Origin of the sequence: Pseudomonas sp. PDM31 (assembly GCF_019218965.1) — a bacterium.
Taxonomy (GTDB): Bacteria; Pseudomonadota; Gammaproteobacteria; order Pseudomonadales; family Pseudomonadaceae; genus Aquipseudomonas.
On the sequence record NZ_JAHUWS010000003.1, the window covers coordinates 388802 to 414302 of the forward strand.

The 25501-nt window shown below is 59.0% G+C and carries 25 protein-coding genes; 7 read left to right on the forward strand and 18 right to left on the reverse strand.

Translation table 11 applies throughout. From position 1 onward, the window contains the following. The first annotated feature begins 113 nt into the window (after positions 1 to 113). The 3 genes from KW839_RS08155 to KW839_RS08165 all read left to right on the forward strand — a co-directional run bounded on the left by KW839_RS08155 (position 114) and on the right by KW839_RS08165 (position 3884). The gene (locus KW839_RS08155) at positions 114 to 1541 is read left to right on the forward strand and encodes an MFS transporter (protein ID WP_218423979.1); all 1428 of its coding nucleotides are present in this window, start codon (positions 114 to 116) and stop codon (positions 1539 to 1541) included. 103 nt (positions 1542 to 1644) lie between these two features. Further along, on the forward strand, positions 1645 to 1884 hold the full coding sequence (locus KW839_RS08160; RefSeq protein ID WP_218423980.1) for a hypothetical protein: 240 nt from the start codon (positions 1645 to 1647) through the stop codon (positions 1882 to 1884). A 71-nt stretch (positions 1885 to 1955) separates the two neighbouring features. After that, the gene (locus tag KW839_RS08165) at positions 1956 to 3884 is read left to right on the forward strand and encodes a hypothetical protein (RefSeq protein ID WP_218423981.1); all 1929 of its coding nucleotides are present in this window, start codon (positions 1956 to 1958) and stop codon (positions 3882 to 3884) included. 186 nt (positions 3885 to 4070) lie between these two features. Here KW839_RS08165 and KW839_RS08170 read toward each other — a convergent pair whose 3' ends face one another. From KW839_RS08170 to KW839_RS08185, 4 genes are read right to left on the reverse strand one after another with little or no spacing between them, the layout of a single operon-like run. Next, positions 4071 to 5249: an alpha-hydroxy acid oxidase gene (locus KW839_RS08170; protein WP_218423982.1), complete on the reverse strand. Its 1179-nt coding sequence runs from the start codon at positions 5247 to 5249 to the stop codon at positions 4071 to 4073. Positions 5250 to 5260: 11 nt separating this feature from the next. Continuing rightward, positions 5261 to 6049, reverse strand: coding sequence for an SDR family NAD(P)-dependent oxidoreductase (locus KW839_RS08175; protein ID WP_218423983.1), 789 nt, complete (start codon positions 6047 to 6049; stop codon positions 5261 to 5263). A 10-nt stretch (positions 6050 to 6059) separates the two neighbouring features. Then, positions 6060 to 7448, reverse strand: coding sequence for an FAD-binding oxidoreductase (locus tag KW839_RS08180; protein WP_218423984.1), 1389 nt, complete (start codon positions 7446 to 7448; stop codon positions 6060 to 6062). After that, positions 7445 to 8701: an amidohydrolase family protein gene (locus KW839_RS08185; protein WP_218423985.1), complete on the reverse strand. Its 1257-nt coding sequence runs from the start codon at positions 8699 to 8701 to the stop codon at positions 7445 to 7447. Before KW839_RS08185 ends, KW839_RS08180 begins: the two co-directional genes overlap by 4 nt. 193 nt (positions 8702 to 8894) lie before the next feature. On the opposite strand from KW839_RS08185, the gene KW839_RS08190 reads away from it, so the two are divergent. Continuing rightward, positions 8895 to 9605 carry a TetR/AcrR family transcriptional regulator gene (locus KW839_RS08190; RefSeq protein WP_218423986.1) on the forward strand — a complete coding sequence of 237 codons (711 nt, stop codon included), beginning with the start codon at positions 8895 to 8897 and terminating at the stop codon, positions 9603 to 9605. A gap of 36 nt (positions 9606 to 9641) precedes the next feature. Here KW839_RS08190 and KW839_RS08195 read toward each other — a convergent pair whose 3' ends face one another. The 4 genes from KW839_RS08195 to KW839_RS08210 are packed head-to-tail and all read right to left on the reverse strand — an operon-like array spanning position 9642 to position 12486. Further along, positions 9642 to 9962 (reverse strand): 2Fe-2S iron-sulfur cluster-binding protein, encoded by a 321-nt coding sequence (locus KW839_RS08195; protein WP_218423987.1) that lies wholly within the window; start codon positions 9960 to 9962, stop codon positions 9642 to 9644. A 19-nt stretch (positions 9963 to 9981) separates the two neighbouring features. Continuing rightward, on the reverse strand, positions 9982 to 10719 hold the full coding sequence (locus KW839_RS08200; protein WP_218423988.1) for a TetR/AcrR family transcriptional regulator: 738 nt from the start codon (positions 10717 to 10719) through the stop codon (positions 9982 to 9984). 5 nt (positions 10720 to 10724) lie between these two features. Then, positions 10725 to 11147: a DUF3237 domain-containing protein gene (locus tag KW839_RS08205; protein ID WP_007945034.1), complete on the reverse strand. Its 423-nt coding sequence runs from the start codon at positions 11145 to 11147 to the stop codon at positions 10725 to 10727. Between the two features lie 34 nt (positions 11148 to 11181). Beyond that, positions 11182 to 12486 carry a cytochrome P450 gene (locus tag KW839_RS08210; RefSeq protein WP_218423989.1) on the reverse strand — a complete coding sequence of 435 codons (1305 nt, stop codon included), beginning with the start codon at positions 12484 to 12486 and terminating at the stop codon, positions 11182 to 11184. 145 nt (positions 12487 to 12631) lie between these two features. Here KW839_RS08210 and KW839_RS08215 point away from each other — a divergent pair, with 145 nt between their 5' ends. Beyond that, on the forward strand, positions 12632 to 13870 hold the full coding sequence (locus tag KW839_RS08215) for an NAD(P)/FAD-dependent oxidoreductase (protein WP_218423990.1): 1239 nt from the start codon (positions 12632 to 12634) through the stop codon (positions 13868 to 13870). A gap of 70 nt (positions 13871 to 13940) precedes the next feature. On the opposite strand, the gene KW839_RS08220 is transcribed toward KW839_RS08215, so the two are convergent. Genes KW839_RS08220 through KW839_RS08230 form a run of 3 tightly spaced genes read right to left on the reverse strand, consistent with a single transcriptional unit; the run spans position 13941 to position 17356 of the window. Then, the gene (locus KW839_RS08220) at positions 13941 to 14876 is read right to left on the reverse strand and encodes an alpha/beta hydrolase (protein WP_218423991.1); all 936 of its coding nucleotides are present in this window, start codon (positions 14874 to 14876) and stop codon (positions 13941 to 13943) included. 22 nt (positions 14877 to 14898) lie between these two features. Next, a complete protein-coding gene (locus KW839_RS08225; protein ID WP_218423992.1) occupies positions 14899 to 16239 on the reverse strand; it encodes an aldehyde dehydrogenase family protein in 1341 nt (446 codons plus the stop codon). 10 nt (positions 16240 to 16249) lie between these two features. Continuing rightward, the gene (locus tag KW839_RS08230) at positions 16250 to 17356 is read right to left on the reverse strand and encodes an NAD(P)-dependent alcohol dehydrogenase (protein ID WP_218423993.1); all 1107 of its coding nucleotides are present in this window, start codon (positions 17354 to 17356) and stop codon (positions 16250 to 16252) included. Positions 17357 to 17533: 177 nt separating this feature from the next. Between KW839_RS08230 and KW839_RS08235 the strand changes: the two genes are divergently transcribed. Together KW839_RS08235 and KW839_RS08240 are read left to right on the forward strand one after the other, a co-directional pair. After that, positions 17534 to 18469, forward strand: a complete 936-nt coding sequence (locus KW839_RS08235) for an alpha/beta fold hydrolase (protein WP_218423994.1) — start codon at positions 17534 to 17536, stop codon at positions 18467 to 18469. A 12-nt stretch (positions 18470 to 18481) separates the two neighbouring features. Continuing rightward, positions 18482 to 19480, forward strand: coding sequence for a DUF2889 domain-containing protein (locus KW839_RS08240; protein ID WP_218423995.1), 999 nt, complete (start codon positions 18482 to 18484; stop codon positions 19478 to 19480). Positions 19481 to 19691: 211 nt separating this feature from the next. Here the strand turns inward: KW839_RS08240 and KW839_RS08245 are convergent, their stop codons facing one another. The 7 genes from KW839_RS08245 to nadD all read right to left on the reverse strand — a co-directional run bounded on the left by KW839_RS08245 (position 19692) and on the right by nadD (position 25497). Beyond that, a complete protein-coding gene (locus KW839_RS08245) occupies positions 19692 to 20144 on the reverse strand; it encodes an acyl-CoA thioesterase (protein WP_218423996.1) in 453 nt (150 codons plus the stop codon). Positions 20145 to 20209: 65 nt separating this feature from the next. Beyond that, entirely contained in the window at positions 20210 to 21190 is a 981-nt protein-coding gene (locus tag KW839_RS08250; protein ID WP_218423997.1) for an aldo/keto reductase, read from the reverse strand. A gap of 31 nt (positions 21191 to 21221) precedes the next feature. After that, positions 21222 to 21797 (reverse strand): HupE/UreJ family protein, encoded by a 576-nt coding sequence (locus tag KW839_RS08255; RefSeq protein ID WP_218423998.1) that lies wholly within the window; start codon positions 21795 to 21797, stop codon positions 21222 to 21224. 11 nt (positions 21798 to 21808) lie between these two features. Next, the gene (gene larC / locus KW839_RS08260) at positions 21809 to 23365 is read right to left on the reverse strand and encodes a nickel insertion protein (RefSeq protein ID WP_218423999.1); all 1557 of its coding nucleotides are present in this window, start codon (positions 23363 to 23365) and stop codon (positions 21809 to 21811) included. Further along, on the reverse strand, positions 23362 to 24027 hold the full coding sequence (gene larB / locus KW839_RS08265; protein ID WP_218424000.1) for a nickel pincer cofactor biosynthesis protein LarB: 666 nt from the start codon (positions 24025 to 24027) through the stop codon (positions 23362 to 23364). The genes larC and larB overlap by 4 nt, the downstream gene beginning before the upstream one ends. After that, on the reverse strand, positions 24024 to 24896 hold the full coding sequence (locus tag KW839_RS08270; protein ID WP_218424001.1) for an ATPase: 873 nt from the start codon (positions 24894 to 24896) through the stop codon (positions 24024 to 24026). Before KW839_RS08270 ends, larB begins: the two co-directional genes overlap by 4 nt. Continuing rightward, positions 24835 to 25497: a nicotinate-nucleotide adenylyltransferase gene (gene nadD, locus KW839_RS08275; protein ID WP_007945017.1), complete on the reverse strand. Its 663-nt coding sequence runs from the start codon at positions 25495 to 25497 to the stop codon at positions 24835 to 24837. The genes KW839_RS08270 and nadD overlap by 62 nt, the downstream gene beginning before the upstream one ends. Between the last annotated feature and the right edge of the window lie 4 nt (positions 25498 to 25501).

Sequence of the window (25501 nt, forward strand, 5' to 3'; positions counted from 1 at the left end):
CTTCCTTAGCCCTGCGGTAGTTCCGTGGAACAAGCGTCACCCATAAAAATTCCAAAAGGTGAGGAGGTTTCAATGCGCGCAAGCCCGTCGTCCTCCGCGAAGGAGCCATGTGTATGAATTCCGTACCTGTACAATCTAGAGGCTGGAAGTGGGTCATCATTGCGTTGGTCGCTGCGGATATCGCATCGGTCTTCGAAATCGGCATGGTGTTCTCTGCTTTGCCTACGTTTTATCGCCTGTTCGACGATCCCGCGCTAGTCGGCTGGATCCTCACCGCGTACATGTTAGTGGCCGCTGCAGCGGCAGCCATCGGTGGTCGTCTCGGAGACATTTTCGGTCGCAGCCAGGTTTTGATTGCAATGTCGCTGCTGGCACTGCTCGGCTCGTTGATAAGTGCCTGCTCCGACGGCCTGACAGGGCTGATCATCGGCCGAGGCATCCAGGGCGTGTCGGCGGCGATTCTGCCGCTGTGTTTCGGCCTGGTTCAGGAGCGAGTGCCTGTCTCCCGGGTACCGTTGTGTATCGGCATCGTCGCCGGTACGGCCTCGACCGCTGGCGGAATCGCCTTTGTGTGCGGTGGCCTCATCATTGATTATCTCAATTGGCATTGGATCTTCTATATCAGCAGCGTGGTTGCTTCATTGTGCCTGCTACTGGTTTTGCTGTTGCTGCCGGCGTCCGTTGCAACGGCGCGAAACCAGAAACTGGATATCGTGGGTGGGTTGCTGTTTGCGCCGGGCATCGCCGGTCTGCTGTTTGCCTTGAGCAAGGGCGCCAGTTGGGGCTGGCTGGACTCGCGCCTGCTTGGCCTTGGGCTCGGCAGCGTGCTGCTGCTGGGGTTCTGGGGCTGGTATGAGGCGCGGCACGTCAACCCGTTGATCGATGTGCGGTTATTCGGCAACCGGCAGTTGGCACTGACTAACTTGATCCACGCCCTTATTGGCTTGGGGGTCATGCACTTTGCCCTGGTACTCTTTCCGCTTTTGCAGCAGCCGGTGGCGACGGGTGCGGGGTTGGGATTGGCGGCAACCATGGCCGCTTTACTCAAGTTACCCTCGTCGTTGGTCGCGGTATTCGCTTCACCTTGGGCTGGGAGTATCGCTGGACGCCATGGCGCGCGGCGCGCGATGTTGATCGCCTTGACGTTTATGTGTGTTGGCTGGACGACACTGACTTTGCATCATGGCAATTTCTGGCTCATTGCCGTGATCGTCTCCATCAATGGCATCGGCGCTGCTATGGCTTTCAGCGCAATTCCCAACTTGATCGCCGAAGAGGCACCAAAAGAGCGGATCAGCGAGATCAACGGCCTGACTCAGGTAATTCGCATGACGTTCATGGCCATTGGTGCGCAGCTCTATTCGATGATCTTTGCCGCACACCGAGTCCCCGATTCGCTCAATCCCGGAACCAGCTATCTGAACGCCGATGCCTTCAATGTGTCATTTGCCGTTATCACGTTGTTCTGCGTGCTGGCTTGGGGCGCTGCCGTGCTATTGCCACGCCGCAGCGTGACATTCGTGGCAGTGGCTCAGAGTTGACGTTGCGGTATTCGCACCATTGGCCCGTCCAGGGCTTCGGCACGCCAGGCGGCTGTTGTCCTGGACGTCCAAGGCACCGTCCAGGGTTTCACGTGGAGGTTGTATGGGGTGCTGCATTTTCACGGCAATGCTGATTTCGCAGTTGATCTGGCTTTGGGAACAAGCGCGGCAGAACATCTGGCTGAATTTGCTGGCTTTCGCTTGCGCGGCGATCTCTTTCGGCTTGCTGGCCTGGCACTGGCATCACGTTGAAGAGCTTATCCAGGAACCCCTCGCTTTCTCCTTTGTGTCCGATTTGCTCAATCAGGCGGGCAGTTTCTGTCGCGCTCTGGGCAATGACTGACAACTGCCGCCGACGAGCAGGTCGTGTCGCGGTACTCATTTTACGTTTCGTTTAAGGGATGTGAGTGGACGATGAATATATTGGCAAAGCCCGGTCAGGCCGTTGAGGATGAAGTGGCTGCAGTGCGACTAAAGTTGCCGTTGTTCGATGAGCAACGAGGTTTGGCAGGACCGATTACCCGAAGGACACAACGCCGTTCACTTCTGATTTGGACTGCAGCGATGCTGCTCGGGTTGGCGCTTTGTCAATTTGCTCCGGGAGTTTTCTGGAGTGGATTTGGGCTGGGCCTGTTCTTCCCAGGGGCAGGTTTTCTCTATAGCGCTAACCCGATCTTGTTCGCTCTTACGCCGATTGTATTTATTGTCAGTCTGTTGATGTGGCTACTGATTGGTGCCTTTGTCGCTCCGGTGCTGGTATGGCTCGGCGCTGCCGTGCTTGCTGGCATTCTGGCCAAGAGTGGGCACTGGGATTTCGCTGAGTATGCTGTGCCCTTGCTGACCCTGGCTCTGATAAGTCTACGTTTGTGGGGGCGTAGCAAGCGCCTGAAGCAGCAGCTTGCGGTGGCGCGAAAGCTCAATCGCCATCTGATGACCGTGGATGCTCCAGCTCCGTCGAGCCGCTACGAGGTTGCTGAGCCGCTCACGGATACTGACCTCGGTGCTCTGCGATTTACGCTTGATCTGGCATTGCAGCCGCTGGATCAGTTCGATGGGTTTACCACTATTGATCAGTTCCGTGAGGCTGCCTGGCGCTATCAGCTGTATGCCATCACCAATGCTTTGTCGGTCTTGCGTACCACGCGCTTGCCAGCCTTTGACGGCTATGTAGATCAGGCCCAGCGTAATGCGATTATCAAGATGACCGACCTGCGTGTGTGGAAGTACTGGTTCTGGGAAAACCTCTGGGGCAATGGCCGGATCAATCCTGATCCCATGGTACGTGAGAACATCATGATCTCCGGTTGGTTTGGTTTGACCCTGGGGGCGCATCAGGTCAGTAGTGGTGACAAACGCTTTGATGCACCGGGTTCACTACCGTTTCGTTGGAGTCACCGAAAGACTTACTTCTACGATTACCCGAAGATCGTCAACACACTGCGGCGCAACTTCAAGAAGGGAGCGATGTGCCTGTTTCCATGCGAGCCCAACTGGGTGTTCGCTTACTGCAATGAGCAGGGCATTGCAGGTCTCAAACTCTTTGATCAGATGCATGGGACCGATCATGCGGCTAGCCTGATGCCTCTGTTCCGTCAGCGTCTGGAGCAAGAATTCACCCGCGCTGACGGAGGGCAGAATCTGATCTATGCCAATCGGGTCGGGTTCGCCCTTGGCGGCGGTGGTTTGAAAATCATCGCGGGCAATCTATGGATGCGTAACATGTTTGCTCCGGATCTCGCCGCTCGGGGCTGGGAGCAAGTTCGCCATGAGTTCTTCAAGTATGGGGAGCAAGAGGTTGTCCCGATGGGTAAGGGCGACGGTCTCGATGCCGGCAATTACCGCAAGAGTGAGGACGGTAGGGCGTTCTATCCCTTATTGATGGTAGTTGCTCAGGAGATGGGAGATAGCGAGGTCTATGAGTTCGCTCGTAAGCGCTATGACGCGCTGCCAGCGGAAAATGTCGAGGGTGCTTTGCGTTATCCGGGATCGACCGCTGCCAATCTGACCGCAGCCATGGCGCGTTTTGCGTCGCCGGGGGCCTGGTACCGTATGGCCAATATCGCATTACCGAAAATTTGGCGTGAGGGGCCGCGGTTGAGCCATGTGCCCTATCCGCAGGTCTTGGTGGCATTGGCGGTCAGTGATGGCCGGGTGTTGGAGCTGGAGCTGGTGCCGGGATGTGAACCGGGCCATTTCCCGCTGAGCTTCAGCGGTTTGCGAGCTGGGCAAGCCTATCGCTGTGATGCAGATGATCAGGTGCTGGTTGCAACGACTGATGGTACGGGTGAAATCCAGCTCGATCTGCAGCATCGCCAGCGCGTACGCCTGATACCTGTGCAGTGATTTTTTACTGTCAGGGCTCGTAGCCGGGCCCTGACCATTCAGTCGTTAGTGGTAAGTCCTGCTACGGTGCATTTCACTGAAGGTAACGTGGCGCACAGACCGACTCCTTGTCGGTGGCTGCCGCCACGCGTGGTTGCTGCCTTCGCAGCCTGGTACAGCATGTCCGGTTCCATTGCCCTCGTTTTTTTAAGTCGCAGCTGTGAATTTGTTGCCCTGTGGTTCGATTACCCAGCTTCTGTCCAATTCGGCCACCGAGGGGCAGCCGATCTGAGCCAGGGTGCGGGCGATGTCGCGGGTGTACAGGTCGCGGACTTTCTGTGCGCCTCTCGCCCCGGCGGCGCCACAACCATAGAGAAAGCTGCGACCACTGAAAACGAAATCGGCCCCCAGCGCGAGGGCCTTGACCACGTCTTCGCCGCTGCGCACACCGCTGTCGAAGAGCACCTTGGTGCGTTGGCCGACCTCATCGGCAACCGCTACGAGACAGTCCAATGCCGCAGGCGCCGACTCCAGTTGACGGCCACCATGGTTGGACACCCAGATTCCGTCAGCGCCTCGTTCGACACACTCTCGTGCGTCGTTCGCATCCAGGATGCCCTTGACCACCAGATGGCCGGGCCAGTCCTGACGCAAGTCATCCAGGTCGCTCCAGCTCAGGTCCTGTTTGGTTTGCTGAGCCAAAGCCGCCAGCACCGGATTACCGCTGCCGGTGCCGACCAGATGGCTGAGGTTTTCGAAGCTCAGGCGCCCTTGACGCAACCAGTGCCATAACCACAGCGGACGCCTGAGTGCGGCGGCTACCGTGCGCGGGGTCATGCGAAACGTGCTGACCCCAAAGCCGTTACGCGCATCGCGATTCCGGTTGGGGGCGCTGGGAAGGTCTGCAGTCACCACCAGCACCTTTACCCCAGCCTCCCAGGCCTTGCGCAACAGTTCACGATTCAACGCCCGGTCGTCGCGCGAATACAGTTGGAACCAGGTCTGCGAGGGGGCGAGCGCAGCGAGTTTGTCCACGCTCAGGGTCGCCAGGGTGCTGTTGACGACCGGTATTGCGGTCTGCTCGGCAAGCAGGCCCAGATCGTAATCGGCGCTGGGCCATATCAATTGGTTCATTCCGGTGGGAGCAATACCGAACGGCCAGGCGTAGGTCTGGCCGAAAAGTTCGGTGGCCGTATTCACCTTCTTTGCATTCAATCCTCGCAGGTAGCGCGGCTTGAGCAACACTTGCTCGAAAGCGCGGGCGTTGCGCTGTACACCTGCGTCGTCGCCGGCACCGCTATCGAGGTAATCATAGGCAAAGCTCGGGATTCGTTGTCGGGCAAGAGCGGCCAGGTCGGTCACCGTGACAGCCCTTTGTAAGGTCATTCGAGCCATGCTTACACCACCGGGCACATGCCGCCATCGACATTGATGACGCTGCCAGTGATGAAGGAGCCCGCTTCGCTGGCCAGGAAGCAGGCCAGATCGGCGAATTCCCGAGGTTGTCCGGCACGTTGCAGGGGGATACCCAGGCTGATGGCTTTGGCTTGCATGTATTGATCGTAGGTTTGGTCGCCGTCGCTGTTGGCATAGCCGCGACGGAACTGGTCACTCTCGATGATCCCGATGGCTAAGGCATTGATCAGCACATTGTAGGGGGCACACTCTCCGGCGAGGGCCTTGGTCAGTGCCATGGTCGCTGCGCGGCTGACGCAGGTCGGCGCGGTATTGGCGCGCGGCGCCTTGGCAAACACGTTGATGCTATTGAGGATGCGTCCCCAGCGTCGCTGCTTCATGCCCGGCAGGGCCAGCCGGCTGAAACGGATTACCGGGAACAGCTTGAGGTCCAGGTCGTGTTGCCACTGGGCATCGGTCAGCGTCTCGAATTCACCATGGGCATGTTCACCGGCGTTGTTGAGCAGGATATCGACTTTGTCGAAGCGTGCCTGGACGGCAGCGAAGGTTGATTCGATCTGATTGGTCTGAGTCACGTCGCAGGTAAATCCGGCAGCCCGGCCGGGTGCAAGGGCATTGAGACGTTCGACGGCCGAAGCCAATTGCACTGAGTCGCGGGCGATGACCGCGACTTGTGCGCCACTACGTATGAAGCGCTCTGCGGTGGCAAACCCCAGCCCCTTGCTGCCGCCGGTGATCAGGGCTACGCGTCCGCTCATATCGATTTGCATCAGGGAATACTCAGGTAAGGGGCTGGGTGCTCAGCACACGGCCGGGGTTCAGGATGTTCAGGGGATCGAGGTTGCGCTTGAGCAGGTGCATCAGCGCGATTTCCTCTGGTGTACGCGAATAGTGCAGGTGGGCAACCTTGCTCTGGCCAACTCCGTGTTCGGCAGCCATGGAGCCGCCCAAGGGCGTTAATGGTGGATACAGCAGTGCGCAGAGTTGTTCGTAGGTTTGCTGCGGCATTTTTTCGGGGAAACGCACGAATACATGCAGATTGCCGTCAGCGATATGGCCGAACACTACCAGTTCGGCCTCTGGCCAGTGGTTGGCCAACCCTTGCTCGATGGTGTGTAGGTAATCTGACATTGCCGAAGGAGCCAGGCTGATATCGAACACATGCCAGCTAGGCGCGGCCATGATCCACATGACCCGCTCACGTACCTCCCACAGTGCATTGCGCTGAGCCTGGGAACTGGCCAGTACGGCATCGACTGCCCACTCGTGCTCCAAAGCCTGCTGCATGATGATCTCGAAGTGCTCGCGATCGCGCAGTGGGTCTGCACCGCTGGTCTCGACCAGGACGTAAAAGGGATGTTCGGCGGGCAGCGGTGCGACATGGTTCTGCACTGCACCGTAGTAGAAACGCTTCCACATCACCTCGAAGCCCGTCAGGTTACCGGGAAAGTTGCGCTGGCAATGGGCAAGCAGTTCGGTGACCTGGTCAAAGCCCGGTAATGCCAGCAGGGCAGTATTCTCGCTCACGGGGAGCGGGCGAAGACGTACTACCGCGCGAGTAACGATACCCAGAGTGCCTTCGCTGCCGATGAACAGTTGCTTGAGGTCGTAGCCCGCATTGTTTTTCAGCATGCGGTTGAGCGACGACAATACGGTGCCATCGGCCAACACCACTTCCAGGCCAAGCACTTGTTCGCGAGTCATGCCGTAGCGCAGCACTTGACTGCCTCCAGCATTGGTCGCAATGTTTCCGCCCAGGGTGGCCGACCCACGGCCACCGTAGTCGACGCCATAACTCAAACCTAACGGCTGCAGTTGTTCATGTAACGTTTGCAGCACACAGCCGGCCTGTACCAGGGCGGTACTGGCGCGGGAATCGATGTGCTCGATGGCATTCATGAGTTCCGTGGAAATCGCCACTTCGTGGGCGTGACTGAATCCGCCACCGCCACCCAGGCCGCCCAGCACTGTGACTGGCTGGCCGGCAGCATGGCAGCGCTTGAGGATTGCGCTGACTTGTTCGGTGCTGTTCGGGCGAAGCAGACAACGCACCTGCAACGCCTGCCCAGGCCGGCTGGGAGCCACACTGCGCTGCGCGGCCTGTTCGGCATTCAGAATCGCCGAGGGTTCGAGCAGGTCGGCGAAATCGTCGGCATACAAGCCAATCATTCGACTTCCTCCGGCAACGATAACAGCGTCGAGTTGGCGGCGTGATATTGCCCGTTCCTGAGGCAAAAGCTGGGGTGCACCAGGCGCTCGGTGATCACCTCGTCATCCGACGTATCGGTCAGACGCCAGCGCCCCCGCAAGTCATCGAGTACCGTGATATCGGCTGCGGCGCCAATTGCCAGAGTGCCGACGCCGTCCTGCTCACGTAGAAAGATTCGAGCCGGGTTGCAGGTGGCCATGGGAATGACCTGCTCCAGTGGTACGCCAAAGGCCATCAACAGGTTCATTCCGGCGGCCACTCCGGGATGGCCGTTGAAACGGCCGCGTCCGCCGGTATCGATGTGTGGGTCCTTGATCGCGGTGTTGTAGGCGTGGATGTCTGCTCCCAGCGTCTGCGGCAGGAAGTCTTGCTCCAGGCCTTGGCGTACGAGGTTGAAGTTGGTCGCCGCACCGTAACCCAGGTCGATGTGGATACCGCTGGCGATGGCTTGGCGGACCAACGAACGCACCGAGCCGTCAGCGTTGAAAAAACCACCCAAGCGATCGGTATAGGCATGGGCAAACACATCGCCGGCGCGCATAAACGGCAGTATGGTTTCCATCACCCGCTCAGCCGGAAATTGTGCGTGGACTTCAGCTGGCAGACGCCATAGCTCGCCCATGTGCACATACATCGGTACCTGGGCCGCGTCGACGATGGTGCGAACCTTGCGAATCGAAGCGTCGCCGAACTTCAGCAGGCTCGCTTGCTCGGCCCAGAACTTCATGCCTTTAGTTACCTGTGAGTGCGCTTCGAATGCCTTGAGCGTGGCTTCGATGTCGATGGTGCCGGGGGTGAATTGGTCCGGGTAGGAAAATCCGCCGACACCGCCGGCCGCATAGGGCGCAAGAAACGCATGAACGCGGTTGGTCTTGGCCTTGACGACATACTCAACGAAGCCGGGCAGGGTGGCGGCGCTGACGCCACCTTGCTCCACCAATGTCGTCACACCGGACTGCACCCCCACCCAGTCGGCGTCCATGCCCAAAACGCCAGTAATGAAGCGGAATACATGGGCGTGCGGATCGATCATGCCGGGGATGACCAGCTTTTGGCGGACGTCGATCACTTCGATGGCCAGGCTGGGGTCAAGGTGGGTCTCGATGGCGACGATGCGCCCAGCCTTGACGGCCAAGTCGCGAATGCCATCGAGTCCGGCGGCAGGGTCGATAACTCGGCCGCCTTTGAGTATCAGGTCGTAGTTTTGGTGCATGGCGGTAACCTCAAGCAGGCACTGTCGTTTTTGTCTCCAGCGTGCTTTCATGATATTCGTCTAGCTGATTAGTCTCTATCCGGAAATCAGGCAGCGCGACGCTTGGCTAAACTGTTGAAATATAAAAAATTTAAAAAGAACTCGACACGCTCCTCCGGGTTCTCCCCCGAAGCGACAGGCAGAAGGCTTGAATATGGGATACATTCCTCGCAACCTCACCCCTTCAGGTGACCCTATTCCGCAGGTCGCCCATTTGGCCGAGTCCAGTCAGGCCCTTGAGCATTTCGGTCAATTGCGCAAGCGGCCGAGTCAGGCTCGTTCGGAGGCATTGGTCGCCGCTCTCAAGGAAGCCGGGCGGCACCTGCTTGAGCAAGAAGGGCGACCTGCCCTGACTTTGCTCCGCTTGTCGGAATTTTCCGGTGTCGCGGCCAGTTCGATTTACGAATACTTTCCCAGCATGGACAGCTTGGTGGATTTGCTGTTTGCCGACTATTGCGAGGAGGTAGGGCGGCGGATGCACGCTGATTTGCTTGAGCTGCCCGCCGATGCTTCATTGTTCGACGGTATTTACCTGATCACCCGCCATTCGCTGACAATGCGCCATCGGCTGCATTTGCTTGACCCCGAAACCAACAGTCGGCAGGTGCGCTACTACGAGCAGCTGCGGCTGCTACCCAAGGATGATGTCTACATGCCGCCACTGGATGGTTCGGCCAGGGTACTCTTCGAGCGTTTCTGCGGGCACATCCAGGTCAGCGATCCCGACAAGTCCCTCTACCTGTTTTGTCGCACCCTGCATCTGCTGGTGCGCTCCATTGCAATGGAGCGCCCGCACTATCTGGGGGATGAAAGCACTTTGGTGGAGGTGACGCGTATGCTCCACAGCTTATTGATTCGCTCATGACAATGGCTGTAGCGGTGTAACAGTCGGCCCCACTCCTCAGAATTGACGTACTGGTATCCGCACCACCAGCCCGTCCAGGGCTTCGGTCAATACCATCTGGCACGCCAGGCGACTGTTGTCCTGGACGTCCAGGGCGCCATCGAGGATTTCAAGCTCCTCGTCGGTGGCGGCCGGTACGCGTGCCACCCAGTCCGGGTCTACGTAGGTGTGGCAGGTTGCGCAGCTGCAAGTGCCGCCACAGTCGCCCAGAATTCCGGGTATCAGATTGGCGACCGCAATTTCCATCAGGTTGCTGCCTTCGCTGCCTTGCACGGCATGTGTGGTTCCATTGGCTTCGATGTAGGTTAGGGTTGGCATCGGTTTGTGTCCGTTGTCGTTATAGAGGGGTATGAATGGTGATTTCCTGACGAAGCAGAGCCACCAGTTGATGGACTTCCAGCAGCCTCGCCTCAAGTCGTGCCAGGCGCAATTCGACGCCGTCGGTACAAGGCTCGGGACGGGCAATCGGAGGGACCAGTACCGGCAATACAAAGGTATCCAGGTGATGTCGCAGGCGTTGTTCGGTCCAGTCATCGCTGGCCTTGATCTGCAGGAGCTGGTGAACCAGCCACTCGATCATTTCCTCGACATCCAGTTCGGCGCGCAGTTCTCCGCGGGCCTTGGCAGCGCCGATTACCGGCAGCAGGATGCGACTGATCTTGGCACGAAATACTGAGCTGAACAGCTCAATACCGCTTCGTGATACGCCGCTGTCGAGCAGGCTCTTGAGCAACGCATTTCGCGGAACTTCCAGGACTGCCCAACAGATGAACTGGGCGATCCGCTCCGGCAGCGAGTCGCACCCGGTCAAAATCTGCTGAGCCTTGCCTTCCATGGGGCGTGACTGCGCATCGAGTACAGCCGCAAACAAGCCTTCCTTGCTGCCATAGTGGCGATACAGTGTCGCCCGGGAAAGGCCTGTGGCCCGTGCGATGTCGTCCATTGAGACTTTGTCCAGCCCCACCCGGGCAACGCAGTCGGTGGCCAGGGCGATGAATTGCGCGGTCAGTTTCAGGCCGCGCGCATCGCTACCTGTGCCAGCTAGGGAAACGGTGTTTGGCAGGGGCTGGTTCATCGCAATCAGTTCGCCTGATAGATGTCGTAGATCAAGGTGTCGTTTTCGCCCTTGATGCCGCGGCCGATGGCCTGGACTTTGTTCAACCAGGCATAGCGGCTGTCGCCGGTTTCAAAGGTCGGTGTGATCATGACGGGTGAAGTGCCTTCGGGACCGACGCTCGCACGACCGGTATAACTGACATGGATCAGCGCACCGTCATGGGTTTCCAAGGTGCAGCGCACATCGATATGCAAGGTGCCGTCTGCAGTCACCAGTGCCCAGTCGGCCGCTGCAACAGGCTTGAGCGTGGCATTGAGGCGTTCGCCTTCCCATTGCGCCGACAGCACGTCGACGATGGCGCGGGTGCCGCGCGGGGTGTTGGGAAGATAACTTGGGGTACCCAGTTTCAGCGTAGCGGTGGCCAGGTGGGTGAGGGTGATGCTCATCGTTGACTTCCTTTTTGTTGTGGGATGAATGCAATCAGGCAGTGGCGCCGGTAAATGGGCAGGTTTGCGGGCCTGCGCCAGGGCAAGCATTGGAGGCATAGAAGCTCACACTGGCGTCAGCGTTGACCGGTTTGCCCGGGCTGAAGCGCACCGGCATGTGGTTGATGCCGTTGGTGAAGTTCGAGCGCAGGCGTTCCACTTCACCGTCGAGCTGGATATCCGGCATGCGGGTGACGAGTTCCTTGAACATGGCTACCAGTTCGGAGCGTGCCAGCATGGCGCCGAGGCAGCGATGGATGCCGGTTTTGTGCCCGAAGGACAAGTGCTCGCGGGCATTGGTGCGGCGGACATCGAACTTGTCTGGCTCGCTGAAAACGGTTTCGTCCCGGTTGCCCGAGCAATACCACATCACGACCTTGTCGCCGGCCTTGATGGTATGCCCGCCGAGTTCGTAATCGGCCTTGGCCTTTCGCGCAAAGCACAGCGCCGGCGTGGTAACGCGCAGCATTTCCTCGATTGCGTTGGGCAGCAATGTCAGGTCTTCGCGCAGCGCCTGGGCGGCCTCGGGGTTCTCGATCAGCAGCTTGGCACCCTGGACGATTTGGGTGCGGGTGGTCTCGTTACCGGCAGTGGCGAGAATCAGGAAGAAGCAACCGAGATCGAACTCGGACAGCATCTCGCCATCCTGTTGGGCATTGGCCACCAGGCTGAAAACGTCGTCCTCAGGCTGCGCGCGACGCTTGACCGCCAGTTGCATGGCGTAGGCGAACATGTCTTGTTGCGCCTTGTGCATGCCGCCCACGGGGGCGACGCGCGGGTCTTCGCCGCCGAACATGGCGTTGGCCCAGTTGAACAGATTCTGCCGATCCTCGGCGGGTACACCTAGCAGGTCGGCAACCACTTCGATGGGCATGTGCGCGGCCAAGTCATGGAAGTCACAGCTGCCCTTCTCGATGATTGCGTCAATGGATTCCACCGCCAATTGGCGGATGCGTTCCTCGATTTTCGAGATGGCCTTGGGGGTGAAGCCGCTCATGATCAGCTTGCGCAGTGTGCCATGGCGCGGTGGGTCGGAGAGGATGATCATTTTGCCGACGGTTGCGGCCAGTACCTCTTCGGGAACGTCGAGAGGCGATACGCCTGTTTCCGAGCTGAACACTTCGACGTTGTTCTCTACCTCCATGATGTCCTTGTAGCGCGTCACCGACCAGAATCCGCTGCCATCGGCGCGTGACTGCCAGCTTACCGGGTGTTCCTTGCGCAGGAAGGCAAAGTATTCATAGGGAACGCCGCGTTCAAAAACGCCAGAGTCGGACACATCGATATCACCTAGTTTCATTGTTGAGCCTCTTCTTGTTGGCTTGTTGGCGGGTTGAGATAAATCGGCAGTTGAGTATCAGTGTTTGATTCACTGCTATTGATTTGTATCTTATAGATGATTATTGTGATTTGAACAAGAGCCAATTCATCAAGGGAGCACAGAGATGTCCGGGTCAACCAAGGTCTATGAGGTGCTGATCGTCGGTGGCGGGCAGGCCGCCGCACAAACGGCGTTTGCCCTGCGTCAGCAGGGGTTCGCGGGTAGTGTGCTGCTGATCAGTGATGAACCGGTATTGCCTTACCAGCGTCCCCCACTATCCAAGCAGTTCTTGCGTGGCGAGGTCTCCCTCGAGTCGCTGCAGCTGTGGCCAGCGACTGCCTACGAGCAAGCTTCGATCGAAACCCGGCTGAGAACCCGGGTGGTGCGGGTGTTGCTGGATTTGCGTCAGGTCGAGTTGGACGATGGCAGTCGCCTGGGTTACGGCAAGCTGGTGCTTGCCACCGGTGGAAGGGCGCGGCGCCTGGCATTGCCGGGGGCTGAACTGACGGGTATTGATGTTTTGCGCACTCAGCAGGATGTGTTGGCAATTCGCGAAGCGTTGCAGGTCGGACAGCATCTGGTCATTGTTGGCGGAGGTTACGTTGGGCTGGAGGTGGCGGCGGTTGCCAGTGAATCGGGCCAGTCGGTTACCGTTCTGGAACAGGCCGAGCGAGTGCTGGCCAGAGTCACGGCACCGCAGCTGTCGGAGTTCTACGAGAATCTCCATCGTCGTCACGGTGTGAATGTGATGACCAATGCAGCGGTAGTCGGCTTCCAGGCTGACGCCACGGGCAAGAAAGTCGCAGCGGTGTTGCTGGACGATGGTCGGGTCATTGCAGCCGATCAAGTGATCGTCGGTGTGGGGCTGATTCCAAACACTGGACTGGCCGAGCAGGCCGGCCTGGCGCTGGAAAATGGCATCCGGATCGACAAGACCTGCAAGACCAGCGATCCACACATTTATGCCGCCGGAGACTGCGCTAACCATCCATGCGGCTTTTTTGGCCGGCGCATGCGCCTGGAGTCCGTGCCCAACGCCAATGAGCATGCCCGTTGCATCGCTGCCAACCTGTGTGGGCAGCAACAGCAGTTGGAGGCTTTGCCCTGGTTCTGGTCGGATCAATATGGGTTGAAGTTACAAATGGCTGGCCTGTCTGAAGGGCATGACCAGTTCGTCTTGCGCGGTGCACCGGCTGAGGGTCAGTTCAGTGCGTTTTACCTCAAGGAAGGGAAGGTGATTGCGGTCGACTGCGTAGGCCGCCCGGCGGAGTTCATGCAGGCTCGCCGGTTGATCCAGCAGCGCGTGGCAGTCCAGGTGTCGCAGCTGGCGGACGAGGGTACCAAGTTGAAAGAGCTGGTCTGACTGCTGCACTTCTCACATGCGGGCAGCTCGAACTCAAGCTGCCCGCACGCAGGTCGGTTTTTGTTATGGCTCAGTGTCGAGCCAGCGCAGTCTGCAGCGCATCGATGGTCTCGTTCAGGGCCTGATCGGAAAGATTGAGCATGCCGATGTAGCTCATGAAACCGTGAATGGCACCGGGATAGACCATGCTGTGAACCGAATTGCCCGCCAGCCCCAGACGCTCTATATACGCCAGGCCTTCATCCTTGAGTGGATCGTAACCGCCGACTACCAGGGTTGCGGCCGGCAAATTGCTCAGGTCGGAGGCCTTGAGTGGGCAGCAGTAAGGCTTGTCGGCATCTTCCGGGACGCTCAGATACTGCTCCCAGAACCAGCGCATCATTTCTGTCTCAAGGAAATAACCACTGCCCATTTCGCGGTAGGAGTCACGGCTCAGATCGTTATCGCAGACGGGGTAAAACAGCAACTGATGAGCGATGGCCGGGCCGTTGTTGTCGCGGGCCTTGAGGCAGACGTTGGCCGCCAGGTTAGCGCCGGCACTGTCGCCGCCGACTATAAGTCGTGATGGGTCGATAGCGAGTTCGCCGGCATGCTCGGCCACCCATTTCAGAGCATCCCATGCATCATCGAATGCTGCCGGGAATTTTGCTTCTGGTGCGCGTCTGTAATCCACTGACACGACCAGAGCCCCAAGCCGGTTACTCAAGGCTCGACAGAGATTGTCGTGGCTGTCCAGGTCGCCCAGCACGAAACCGCCGCCATGGAAATACACCAGTGCTGGGAGCAAGCCTTCAGCGTGTGGGTGATACAGTCGCACCTTGATATCCGGACCATTGCCAGGGATCAGGCGATCATTGACCTCGGTGACGGTCTCGCCCTGGCCGCGTGTGACGCGCTTGGCATCAGCCAGGACCCGGAAGGTCTCAGCGGTCAGTTCATTGTAAGGTGGTAAATTCAGGGCGCCGAAGGCGTCCAGCAAGCCTTGCATTTGCGGATCAAGAGCCATGTTCGTCGTTCCTTGAAGTTGTTCAGGCGCTCTGCTGGATCAATACCGAGCGGGCATTGGAAAGTTCGAGGAAGCCGGCATGACCATGGTAACGCCCCATGCCACTGCCGTTCACTCCACCGAACGGCAGGTTCTTCTCGACGAAGTGCATCATCACATGGTTGACCGTGACGCCTCCGGAAGAAGTGCCCAGCAATACCTGATCGACGAAAGCCTGATCGTGACTGAAGATATACACCGCCAGCGGTTTGCCGGTGCTGTCGACTTGCGCAACGACGTCTTCCAGGCTGTCATACGCAAGGACCGGCAGCAATGGGCCGAAAATCTCCTCCTGCATGATGCGTGCATCCAGTGGCACATCCGTCAGCAGCGTCGGGTGGATGGTCAGGCTCTCGGGCTCGGATTGGCCACCTCGCAGCACCCTCGCACCTCGCTGGCGAGCGTCTTCGACATAGCCCAGCACCCGCTCGAAGTTGCGTGTGTTGACGATACGCGGCAGGCGCTCAAGGTTCAGTTCGCCATTGACATAAAACATCTGCTCGACGACTGCAGCCAACAATGTACAGAACTCTTCATGGCGCGCGCGAGGCACCCAGACGTGGTCCACTGACAGACACAGTTGCCCGGCATTGTTGAATCTGCCCCCCACCACCTTGGCGGCGGCTTCCTTGAGGTCATACGCGCTGTCGAGAATGGCGGGGCATTTGCCGCCCAACTCCAGGGTGACTGTCGTTAGATGCTGCGCGGCGGCGACCATGACCCGCTTGCCCACAGCCGGACTGCCGGTGAAGAACACGTGGTCAAATGGTAGTTCCTGCAAGGACTCGGCGACCTCGATACCGCCTTCGACCACAGCGACATCCTGTTCCTCGAATACGGAACTGATCAACTCGGCGATCACTTTGCTGCTGGCTGGCTGGAGTTCGTTGGGTTTGATGATGGCGCTGTTGCCGGCAGCAATGATCGCTACCAGTGGCGCCATGACCAGGGCAAAAGGATAGTTCCAGGCACCGAGTAACAGCACCACTCCACGTGGTTCGTACTGGATATGCGCGGCGGTGTTGGGCAGATAAGAAGATTGTGCAACGGGCTTGGGCGCCATCCAGTGTTCCAGATGGGCAATGGCCGTGGTGAGTTCACCCAGTACCGAGGCGATCTCGCCGCCTTTGCCACCGTTGGGGGTCTTGCGCAGGTCTTCGTACAGGGCTTGTTCAATCTGCGGGATGCGGGCCACGATGGCGTCTTTCAGACGTGCCAGCTTGGCCGTGCGGACGTCGGCGCCTTCCTGTTTGCGGGCCACACGGCTGGCGCGTTGAAGTGCGAAGAGGCGTTCGATGCGGTGGTTGATATTTTCGATGCTCATGGTCTTTTCCTCAAGGCAGGCGCAGAACGGGCTTGATCGCGCTGCCGTCATGAGCATCGTGGATCGCTTGGTTGATCTGATCGAATGAGTAGTAGCGAATCAGTTTTTCCACAGGGAGCAGGCCAGCCTTCCAGTAGCTGATCAATTGAGGGATAAACAGGTCCGGTACGCCGCCGACACCGGCCATGATGCTGCCCTGGATCTTGATACTCTTGCTTTGCACATCGGTGGGGCTGAACGAGACGCTGGCCTGGGAGCCAGCCACGCCGACCAGTGCCACGTTGCCGCCGATGCCTAGGGCAGAGATGGCCTGCTGCATGACTACCGGCACACCCGTCGCCTCGACGCAATAGTCGGCGCCGCCGCCGGTGATCTCTTGGATCGCCGCCACGGCATCGGTATTGCCGGCATTGATCACGTGGGTGGCACCCAGTTCCTCGGCCAGGTCCAGACGGCTCTGCACTTTATCGACCACGATCAGCTGTTTGCAGCCAGCAATCTTTGCCGCCATCAGGGCGGACAGCCCGACACCTCCGGCACCGAACACAACCAGGCTGGAACCTGCGCGTGGTCGCAGCGTATTGAGCACCGCGCCAGCGCCTGTCTGGATACCGCAGCCCAGTGGCGCCAGTACATCCAGCGGCAGATCTGCATCGATCTTGACCACGTTGCGCTCGCCGGTCAGCAAATGGCTGGCGAACGAAGATTGGCCAAGGAAACCGGCGAACACTGGCTTGGCATCGTGCTGGTGCGTGCAACCACCGTCGCAGGTTTTCCCGCCGGACATGTTCAACGCGCGAAAGCTGGTGCAGTAGGAGGGATTGGCGGTCAGGCATGACGGGCACTTGCCACAAGACGAGGTGGTCATGATGACGTGATCACCTACTGCCACTTTACTCACTTGGCTGCCAACCTTTTCAACGACGCCAGCGCCTTCATGACCGAACAGCACAGGCCAGGGCATTGCCGGGTTCGCCAGTACGTTGAGGTCGGTATGGCACAGTCCGGTGGCGACCACTCTGACCATGATCTGTTGGGGGCCGGGCTCGGCCATTTCAACCGTTTCGATACTCAGGGGGCCGTTGCTTGCGAACGCCAAGGCTGCTTGGATCTTCATGCGCCAGTATTCCTTGTTGTTTTCTGTGATGTCGGGGGGAGAGCTTTAATCATGTATATCATTTGAACTAATACGCATCAAGCCTCACCATCAGGGTAGCGCTTTAAACATGTGTATCATTATGTTGTTAGCGCGCTATGATACTCGCTAGGGCGTCATTTCATTTAGGAGAGTGCTGTGATTGAAACCCTGTCTTCGACCGGGATGTGTTCCGAGGACACAAGAGATTACTGCGCAAAGCGCGTATCACGCTCGGAATATATCGAGGTGCGCGGAAGCCGCCTCCACCTGCGCCGTTGGGGCTCACCGCACGCACCACTGCTCGTGTTGCTGCATGGCTGGATGGACAATTCGGCCACCTGGCAATTTTTGGTCGACCAGTTGCAGCAGGACTGGAACATTATCGCGCCCGATTGGGCCGGTTTTGGATTGAGCGAACGGCGTGCACACTACGCCTTCACCGAGTACCTGGCCGATCTCGAAGCCTTTCTCGATCAGGTCAGCCCGGATGAGCCGGTACGACTAGTGGCACACAGCATGGGCGCCAACATCTGCAACGTGTATGCCGGTGTCCGACCCACACGTATTCGCAGCTTCATCAACCTCGAAGGCTTCGGGACGTTTCCCAACCATCTGGCGACCCTGGGTACCCGTATTGGCAGCTGGCTGGACTCCCTCGCCCGGCCGGGCGAGGGCCGTACTGTACATTTGCCGGATGTGGCCAGCCTGGCGCGGCGAATGCTTCGAAAAAATCCGCGCATCGATCAGGCCCAGGCCGATTTTCTTGCCCGGCACTTTGTTGAGCCTGATCCGGCCGGAGGCGTGCGCATTGCGGCCGACGTCAAAACCTTCAGTTTCATTCCGATTTTTCCGCATCCTGAGCAGTTTGAGACCTTGCTGTCCCAAATCACTGCCCGAGTGCTGTTCGTGCGCGGTGCGGACTCGTTCGTCACCCAGGCCTTCAAAGAGCATGAGGCGACATTGCAGCGCCGCTTTGATTGCGTGGCCGATGCACGAACGGTGCAGTTCGAAGCGGCCGGCCACAACCTACAGCATGATGCACCACACGAGCTGGCAGCCCTCATTGATGAGTTCCTCGAACAAGACCCATAACTGGAGCAACCCATGAGTGATTTACTGGCCCGTACACTTGGCCCGTTAGGCCATGCTCCTCTGCGTCGACCGGCCTCCGTCAGGCGTACCTCATCGATCGACGTGGTCTGGCCGGGTGGTTACGGGAGTGCCGGGCATTTCTGTGGGATTGCCCGTGACATCTTCAGTGATGGCCCCGACGGTGCACCGCAGACCCTGGCCTTGCAGCGCTTCGAAGCGGTGGTTAGCCGGGAGCGTGAAATCACCCGGCTCAGCACCGTGCCGGCTCGGCCAGCGACCGCTGCGCTGATAGGGCTCAATGCCGGCAGTCAACTGCGCAAAGCCCTCACTGACGCACTGGCCGAGGAACTGGCCAACAGTACGCCCCTATACCTGCTGCTCGACGACCTGGCGGGTGCCAGCCTGGTGGCCAATTGGGCCTGGTCGCGTTGGGGAGATGACTGGTTGAGCCAATTTACACCGACTTCCGATGCACTGGCGCTGGAGCAGCGTCGCAGCCGCATGACCGGCGTTTGCACCGGATTTGCCGAAGGCTCTTCGGCCATTACCGATATTCGCGGCGAATTGCATGACGCCAGGGCAGTCTCCGCGCTTGCGCACCCGGATGACCCGGCGGGCTGGCACAAGCTGCCAGCGAGCAACGGTGTGAACATGCGCCGGGCACGTCGTATCGATGTGTGGCGCGAAGATGGCCGTCTACAGATTGACGCCATGTTTCAGGATAGCGCCAGTAGCCCCGACGGTGGGCGTATCGCGGTGCATGAATATGGCCTGCAAGCGACTGCCGATGCATGCAGTGGAAAAATTCTCAGCCTGATGGCGCAGCCAAGGGTTCTGCCCTACCAGGAGTGCCCTGCAGCGGCTGGCAATGTCACACGCCTGATCGGCGTGCCGCTGGCCGAGTTGCGCCAACAGGTGCCGGTGGCGCTCCGTCGGGAGCTGGGGTGTACCCATCTCAATGATGCCTTGCGAGCACTGGCTGAGGTTCCAGCGCTGGCTGCGTTTATCTAGATTCGACACCCCGTAAACCACTTATTCCGACAAATTGCGGGTGGCGCTTCTCGGCGTAGATGATGCGTTGGCGATCCGCACTCTGCTGGCGATTCCAATCGCGAGTCAGACGCCCGCGTGCCAAGGGGCTCCACGGGATGCCCCCCGACACCCCCCGCGGCACAGAGTGGCAGCATTTCCCGCTCATCTTCAGGATTGAGCAGATTGATTACTAATGGGCACCACGAATCAACATCGGCCGCATGTGTGCATGAAGATCGTCTGGTACGGTCACTGACTTGCCGTGTTGGGCGCATACCATCACTGCTTCGCCTAGCGCCACGCAGATTCCATTCTGAAAAAGTCCGTGCTGAAATTGATAAGAGCTGTTGCCGATTCGGCCCAACGCGGTACCGACTATGACCGGATCCGGGAAATTGCATTCGGCCAGAAAGCGAATATTGCTTTCAACCAGAAGCATCGCGTAGTCGGCATCGCGCTGAAACAGTTTTTTCCCGGCATAGACAGCGATCTGGAAACGAGCGCGGGCACTTTCAAGATAACGCCCGATCGATAGATTATTGATATGGCCATGAACATCCATGTCGCTAAACTGAGTTTCGATCTGCAGGTGGTGTGGATAGTTTTCCAGCAACAGGCGGTGCGCCTCAGTTTCTTTAGTCACGAATAAATCCCCAAACTAAAAATGTCCCCACTCACACCGGTGTGCGAGCGGGAACCCAGTCAAACCTATTGGAAGCCTACAACGGAGTGTGGGATGTAAGCTGCTTCCAACTCCTCACGTTCACTGGCATCCAACGACAGCGTCAGCGCAGCGACTGCATCATTGAGGTGTTCAACCTTCGAGGCGCCGATGATGGGAGCCGTGACTTGCGACTTTTGCGCCAACCAGGCCATGGCGACTTGCGCACGCGTGGTGCCTCGGCGCTCGGCCACTTGTGCGACCGCTTCGATAACACGTCTGTCGGCTTCCTCGGTCTGTTGATACAGCGTGCGGCCGAAGGCATCATTTTGTTGGCGCTCACTGCTGGCATTCCAGTCCCGAGTCAGACGCCCACGTGCCAGGGGACTCCACGGGATTACCCCTACACCTTCCGCGGCACAGAGCGGCAGCATTTCCCGCTCCTCCTCACGATTGAGCAGGTTGAGATGGTTCTGCATGCTGATAAAGCGCGTCCAGCCATGGCGCTCTGCGGTGTACAACGCCTTGGCGAATTGCCAGGCGTACATCGACGAGGCGCCGATGTAGCGGACTTTCCCGGCCTTGACGATATCGTGCAGCGCTTCGAGGGTTTCTTCTATCGGGGTGTGATAGTCCCAGCGGTGAATCTGATAAAGGTCGACATAATCCGTTCTCAGTCGCCTCAAGCTGTCGTCAATCGATTGCATGATCGCTTTACGCGAGAGCCCGCCACTGTTGGGCGCCTTGCGCATCGGGGTGTACACCTTGGTGGCGAGTACAAAATCCTCACGCACACCAAAGTCTTTGAGGGCCCGACCGACGATTTCCTCGCTGGTACCGTCCGAGTAACCATTGGCGGTATCGAAGAAGTTGATCCCAAGCTCGATCGCCTGACGCAGTAAAGGGCGGCTGGATGCTTCATCCATGGTCCATCCGTGCGTACCGCGTCCCGGCTCACCGTAGGTCATGCAGCCCAGGCAAAGCCGAGAAACCTTGAGGCCGCTCTGGCCCAGATTTACATATTGCATGTCAGCTCCTTTTTCCGTGAAGGGCGAGGGATTACGCGCCCGCCAACAACCACACGCCAGCAGCTGCCGACAGCATGCCGGCCAGGCGCACGAGGGGCGCTGCCGCTTGTGACAGTGCTCGAGCAGCGGCATAACCCAGTGCATGCAGGGCAGCGGTCGCGCAAACAAAGCCAGTTGCATAAGACCATGGGCTAGCTTGGGCTGGCAGTTCCAGCCCGTGAGCGACACCATGTGCCATTGCAAAAAGCGCGGTCATTGCGACGGCCAGCCCTACGGGCGGGCGCAGTGCCACCGACACCAACAGCCCCAGTGCCAGTACTGAAGTGGCGATTCCGGTTTCAAGGTAAGGAATGTTCAATCCTTGAAAGCCGAGCCATCCGCCAGCGAGCATCATGGCAACGAAGGTCACTGGCAGCGCCCAGCGTAAATTGCCTTTTTGCTGGGAGGCCCATAAGCCGACGGCAAGCATTGCCAGCAGATGATCAAGCCCCGTCAGCGGATGGGACAATCCGGCGAATACACCTGAGGCGTCATGGCCCGGGTGTGCAAATGCCATCGCTGGAACGAACAGAACAGCAGCAGTGAACAGCTTGGTTAGCAAACGCATGGTGGCTCCAATTACGACTGGGTTGTTGTTGTATTTTGTGCGATCACGCGAAGGCGTAGATCAAGCAAAGGGGCATCGAGAATGGCGCGCCCGACATCGACGGCTTGCGCCCCTAATTGCTGGGCAGTGTGCAGGTCTTCAAGACGTACACCGCCACCAAAGGCCAAGGTGATTGCGTGGCGTAGATTGGCTTCGCGCAAGGCCTGATCAATGGCACCCAGGTCGTCGAGATGACCGGTATCGACCATGATGACGCCGGCACCGGTGGTGGCCGCGAACAAGGCTTCTTCGACCGTCTTGACCTGAACCGCCACCGGGCCGTGACCCACTGCAATGCCTGCGCGTATAGCATCGGCAACGCCGCCCAGCATGGTGACCGAGTTTTTATTGACGTAAACAAAGTCGCCTTCGACCAGGCGTGGCAACAAGCCAACGGCGGCAAGACCCGCACGCAGTGTCGGCTTTAACGCGGCGGGCAGCTTTTTCCAGCCACCGCAGGCAATCGACAGGCCTTGTGGGCAGGCCGCCTTGAAGACGGCGGCACGCGTTGCAATGCCACTGGCAAAACCCAACGGGCCCACTACATAGTCTTCGGCAATGCCGATTTCTGCAGCGCTGCCCGTGATTTCAACCAGTACCGTGCCGGCTTCGACCTGTTGTCCTTCACCGGCCACCACTTTCCAGCGGCCGGCGTTGGCGGGCGCCAGGGTTGGGTCGAGCAAGCCAAGGCCCGCGACAATGCCGGCTTCGGTGCTTTCGACGACGGCGCGGAATTCACCGCTGACACTCGCGAAGAGTTGTTCAGTAATGGTTGGCGCAGACGCGGCGGCGGGAGCTGGCTCTTCGACCAGGCAAAAGATTGCGCCGTTGGGTACGCCATGCAAAATACGGCCACCGTAAGAGCGCACCACATCCTGCAGCTTGGCCTCTGGCCAGAGGCCGAACTGCGCCCCGGCGGCTTGCAGAAATGCTAGGGCGGTCGGCGTGATCGTTTCACCACGCGATGGAATACCGTAGACAGACACTCCGCGCAGCATCTCTTGCACTGCCGGTGCCGGGCTTGCCAGCACACCGTGTTCGCAACGAATCACACCGTCGCAGACGGGCAGCGGGCTGCAGTAAAAATTGGCCGGGGCGATTTGAGTGAACAAGGCGGCGCTGAGGCAAATATCCAGAATGCTGTCGAGCGCACCGACTTCGTGAAAGGCGATTTTCTCGAGATCGATGTCATGGATTTTCGCTTCGGCCTTGCCCAGGTAGATGAACGTCTGCGCGGCCAGTTGCTTCGCTGCCGGCTGCATTTGGCTGGCGTCGATCACATCGAGGATGGTCTGCAGGGTTCGGTGGGCATGCTCCTGAGGCAAGTCGATATGAGCGTGCCAGCCGGAAATACCTTTGACGATGTGCGGTTTGACCGACAGTACGCCATGCAGGCTGGCGAGCCCGATGCTGTCGAGCATGTCGCTCAGCTGCTGATCCGAGACATTGGCCAGGCGACTGAGACCGGACACCAGCATGTCACCGCTCAGCCCGGATGGGGTGCGCAATACGATGGAGGTCTGGTTCATATCGCTGACACCGGATTGAATGCATTGAGGATGCGCACAGCGGCACAGGCCGCGCCGAATCCGTTGTCGATGTTGGTGACCAGCACACCTTGGCCACAGCTGGCGAGCATCGCGTTCAATGCCGTTTGCCCGCCGGCGGCCACGCCATACCCAACCGAGGTGGGAACACCGATGACGCATTTACCCACCAGGCCGGCCATAACAGTAGGCAGGGCTGCATCCATGCCGGCCGCGACGATGATGACGTCGTGGTGTTTGATGTCTTCGACACGCTCGAGCAGGCGCCAGATACCGGCAACGCCGACATCGCTGACCAGGGTGTAGTCGACACCCATGAAGCCCAATGTGCGGGTGGCCTCCAGTGCAACCCGTAAATCCGAGGTGCCAGCCGTGACCACGGCAACCTTGCCGGGGCGCTGGGGCAGCGCGCCATGCAAGACCCCGGTGGCAGACAGGCTGTCGTAATCCAGGAGAGCGGCAAGGGCAGGGGTGAGCTGGTTGAACTGGCTTTGTTGAAGGCGAGTGAACAGCACTGGGTGATCGGGACTGTCAGCCAGTTCTTCGATTATTCTGTCGAGCGAATCGACGTCCTTGCCTTCGCAAAAAATCGCTTCAGGCATGCCCAGTCGCTCGCGACGTTGGTAGTCATAGACGGTTTTCATGATTGCGATACCAGAAAGGCGCGGCCAGAGCGGTAGGGTTCGGCGTCAAGTTCGACGGTGGCGATCGCGGGCTCTACCAGGCGCACTGCTGCGCAGATCGTGGCAAGCAGTTCGCTGGAAATCCTTTCGCGATCGGCCGCGCCTGTTTCAATGAACATCTGGTTTTCTCTGATTCGGCAGCGCACGACTTCAATCCCCGTGCTTTGGCGAATCAGGGTTTCGCCCAGCTCGATCGCCTTGAGGCGTTCAGCGGTCACGCGTGTGCCGGTGTAGAGACGGCTGGCCAGGCACGGCGAGGCGGGGAGTTCGGCAAAGGGCAGGTGCAGGTGGCGTGCAATCGCGCGGATCATCTGTTTGCCGATGCTGGCTTCAATGTAGGGGTGGCGCACCGCGTTTTCGGCGGCGGCGATCAACCCCGGTCGATATTCGCCGAGGTCGTCCAGGTTGGCACCACTGAGCAGCGTCGCACCGCCAGTATTGTTGGCGGCGAGTTGTTCGAGGCTGCTGTAGAGATGACTTTTACAGTGATAGCAGCGGTTTACCGGGTTGCTTAGATAGTCCTCGCTTTGAAACTCACCGGAGGACACCAGCTGCAGGTTCCAGCCCTCACGAAGTGCCCATTCCTTGACCCGGGCAGTCGCCTCTGTAGGAACTGCGGGACTGAGCGCATGGGCTACGACAGTCGTAGCGGGATTTTGCCGATGGGCAATGGTCGCCAGTAACAGGCTGTCGATACCGCCGCTGCAGGCTATGACCCTAGGGCTGATGGTCGCCAGCAGTTCGCGCAGCGGTTGCAGGCGCAGTTGTTCATCCAGCAGCGGTATGAGCGTGGGAGATTTGGGCATGGGTGATTGTTGAGTCGGGTTCATTTTTATTGTTCTCCGTATTGCTGTCTACCGAAGGGCGGTACAAGTGATGTTGCTGTATGTATTGGGCGACGCTCGACAGGGTCAAGTCATCGGCCGGTTTTCCGGTGTTCAAGCGCTGGCGCAGTTGCGTAGATGAGATGTCCAGAAGCGGCATTTCAATGGTCAGTAGCGCAGATGTTGGTGCCGGCACATTACTGCCGGTTCGCCGGGCTCGGGCGAACGTCACGTGTTCACGCAGTTCATCGATGCCTTTCCAGCGGTGCAGATTGGCCATACAGTCATCGCCAAGAATGAAGAAGAACTCACTTCCAGCAGGAAACTGTTGAACCAGATGGCGCACGGTATCCAGGGTGAAGGACTTCTGTGCACGGCAAATTTCAAAGTCGCTAATGCAAAAGCGGGAGCTGCCGGCAATCGCCAACTGGACCATGTGCAATCGATGTTCGGCACTGACCAGGTTGTCGGTGCCTTTGAGCGGTGGGATACCTGCCGGGACGAAAACAACCAGGTCCAGTTCAAGGCTTTCGAGGGCTGTTTGTGCCAGCGACAGATGCCCCAGGTGGATAGGGTTGAAGGTGCCGCCGTAGATACCGATACGCATGGGT

Excerpts from the sequence above, each read along its gene's own strand:
- KW839_RS08155 (WP_218423979.1), top strand. The coding sequence starts at position 114 with ATGAATTCCGTACCTGTACAATCTAGAGGCTGGAAGTGGGTCATCATT.
- KW839_RS08160 (WP_218423980.1), top strand. The coding sequence starts at position 1,645 with ATGGGGTGCTGCATTTTCACGGCAATGCTGATTTCGCAGTTGATCTGG.
- KW839_RS08165 (WP_218423981.1), top strand. The coding sequence starts at position 1,956 with ATGAATATATTGGCAAAGCCCGGTCAGGCCGTTGAGGATGAAGTGGCT.
- KW839_RS08170 (WP_218423982.1), bottom strand. The coding sequence starts at position 5,249 with ATGACCTTACAAAGGGCTGTCACGGTGACCGACCTGGCCGCTCTTGCC.
- KW839_RS08175 (WP_218423983.1), bottom strand. The coding sequence starts at position 6,049 with ATGCAAATCGATATGAGCGGACGCGTAGCCCTGATCACCGGCGGCAGC.
- KW839_RS08180 (WP_218423984.1), bottom strand. The coding sequence starts at position 7,448 with ATGATTGGCTTGTATGCCGACGATTTCGCCGACCTGCTCGAACCCTCG.
- KW839_RS08185 (WP_218423985.1), bottom strand. The coding sequence starts at position 8,701 with ATGCACCAAAACTACGACCTGATACTCAAAGGCGGCCGAGTTATCGAC.
- KW839_RS08190 (WP_218423986.1), top strand. The coding sequence starts at position 8,895 with ATGGGATACATTCCTCGCAACCTCACCCCTTCAGGTGACCCTATTCCG.
- KW839_RS08195 (WP_218423987.1), bottom strand. The coding sequence starts at position 9,962 with ATGCCAACCCTAACCTACATCGAAGCCAATGGAACCACACATGCCGTG.
- KW839_RS08200 (WP_218423988.1), bottom strand. The coding sequence starts at position 10,719 with ATGAACCAGCCCCTGCCAAACACCGTTTCCCTAGCTGGCACAGGTAGC.
- KW839_RS08205 (WP_007945034.1), bottom strand. The coding sequence starts at position 11,147 with ATGAGCATCACCCTCACCCACCTGGCCACCGCTACGCTGAAACTGGGT.
- KW839_RS08210 (WP_218423989.1), bottom strand. The coding sequence starts at position 12,486 with ATGAAACTAGGTGATATCGATGTGTCCGACTCTGGCGTTTTTGAACGC.
- KW839_RS08215 (WP_218423990.1), top strand. The coding sequence starts at position 12,632 with ATGTCCGGGTCAACCAAGGTCTATGAGGTGCTGATCGTCGGTGGCGGG.
- KW839_RS08220 (WP_218423991.1), bottom strand. The coding sequence starts at position 14,876 with ATGGCTCTTGATCCGCAAATGCAAGGCTTGCTGGACGCCTTCGGCGCC.
- KW839_RS08225 (WP_218423992.1), bottom strand. The coding sequence starts at position 16,239 with ATGAGCATCGAAAATATCAACCACCGCATCGAACGCCTCTTCGCACTT.
- KW839_RS08230 (WP_218423993.1), bottom strand. The coding sequence starts at position 17,356 with ATGAAGATCCAAGCAGCCTTGGCGTTCGCAAGCAACGGCCCCCTGAGT.
- KW839_RS08240 (WP_218423995.1), top strand. The coding sequence starts at position 18,482 with ATGAGTGATTTACTGGCCCGTACACTTGGCCCGTTAGGCCATGCTCCT.
- KW839_RS08250 (WP_218423997.1), bottom strand. The coding sequence starts at position 21,190 with ATGCAATATGTAAATCTGGGCCAGAGCGGCCTCAAGGTTTCTCGGCTT.
- KW839_RS08255 (WP_218423998.1), bottom strand. The coding sequence starts at position 21,797 with ATGCGTTTGCTAACCAAGCTGTTCACTGCTGCTGTTCTGTTCGTTCCA.
- larC (WP_218423999.1), bottom strand. The coding sequence starts at position 23,365 with ATGAACCAGACCTCCATCGTATTGCGCACCCCATCCGGGCTGAGCGGT.
- larB (WP_218424000.1), bottom strand. The coding sequence starts at position 24,027 with ATGAAAACCGTCTATGACTACCAACGTCGCGAGCGACTGGGCATGCCT.
- KW839_RS08270 (WP_218424001.1), bottom strand. The coding sequence starts at position 24,896 with ATGAACCCGACTCAACAATCACCCATGCCCAAATCTCCCACGCTCATA.
- nadD (WP_007945017.1), bottom strand. The coding sequence starts at position 25,497 with ATGCGTATCGGTATCTACGGCGGCACCTTCAACCCTATCCACCTGGGG.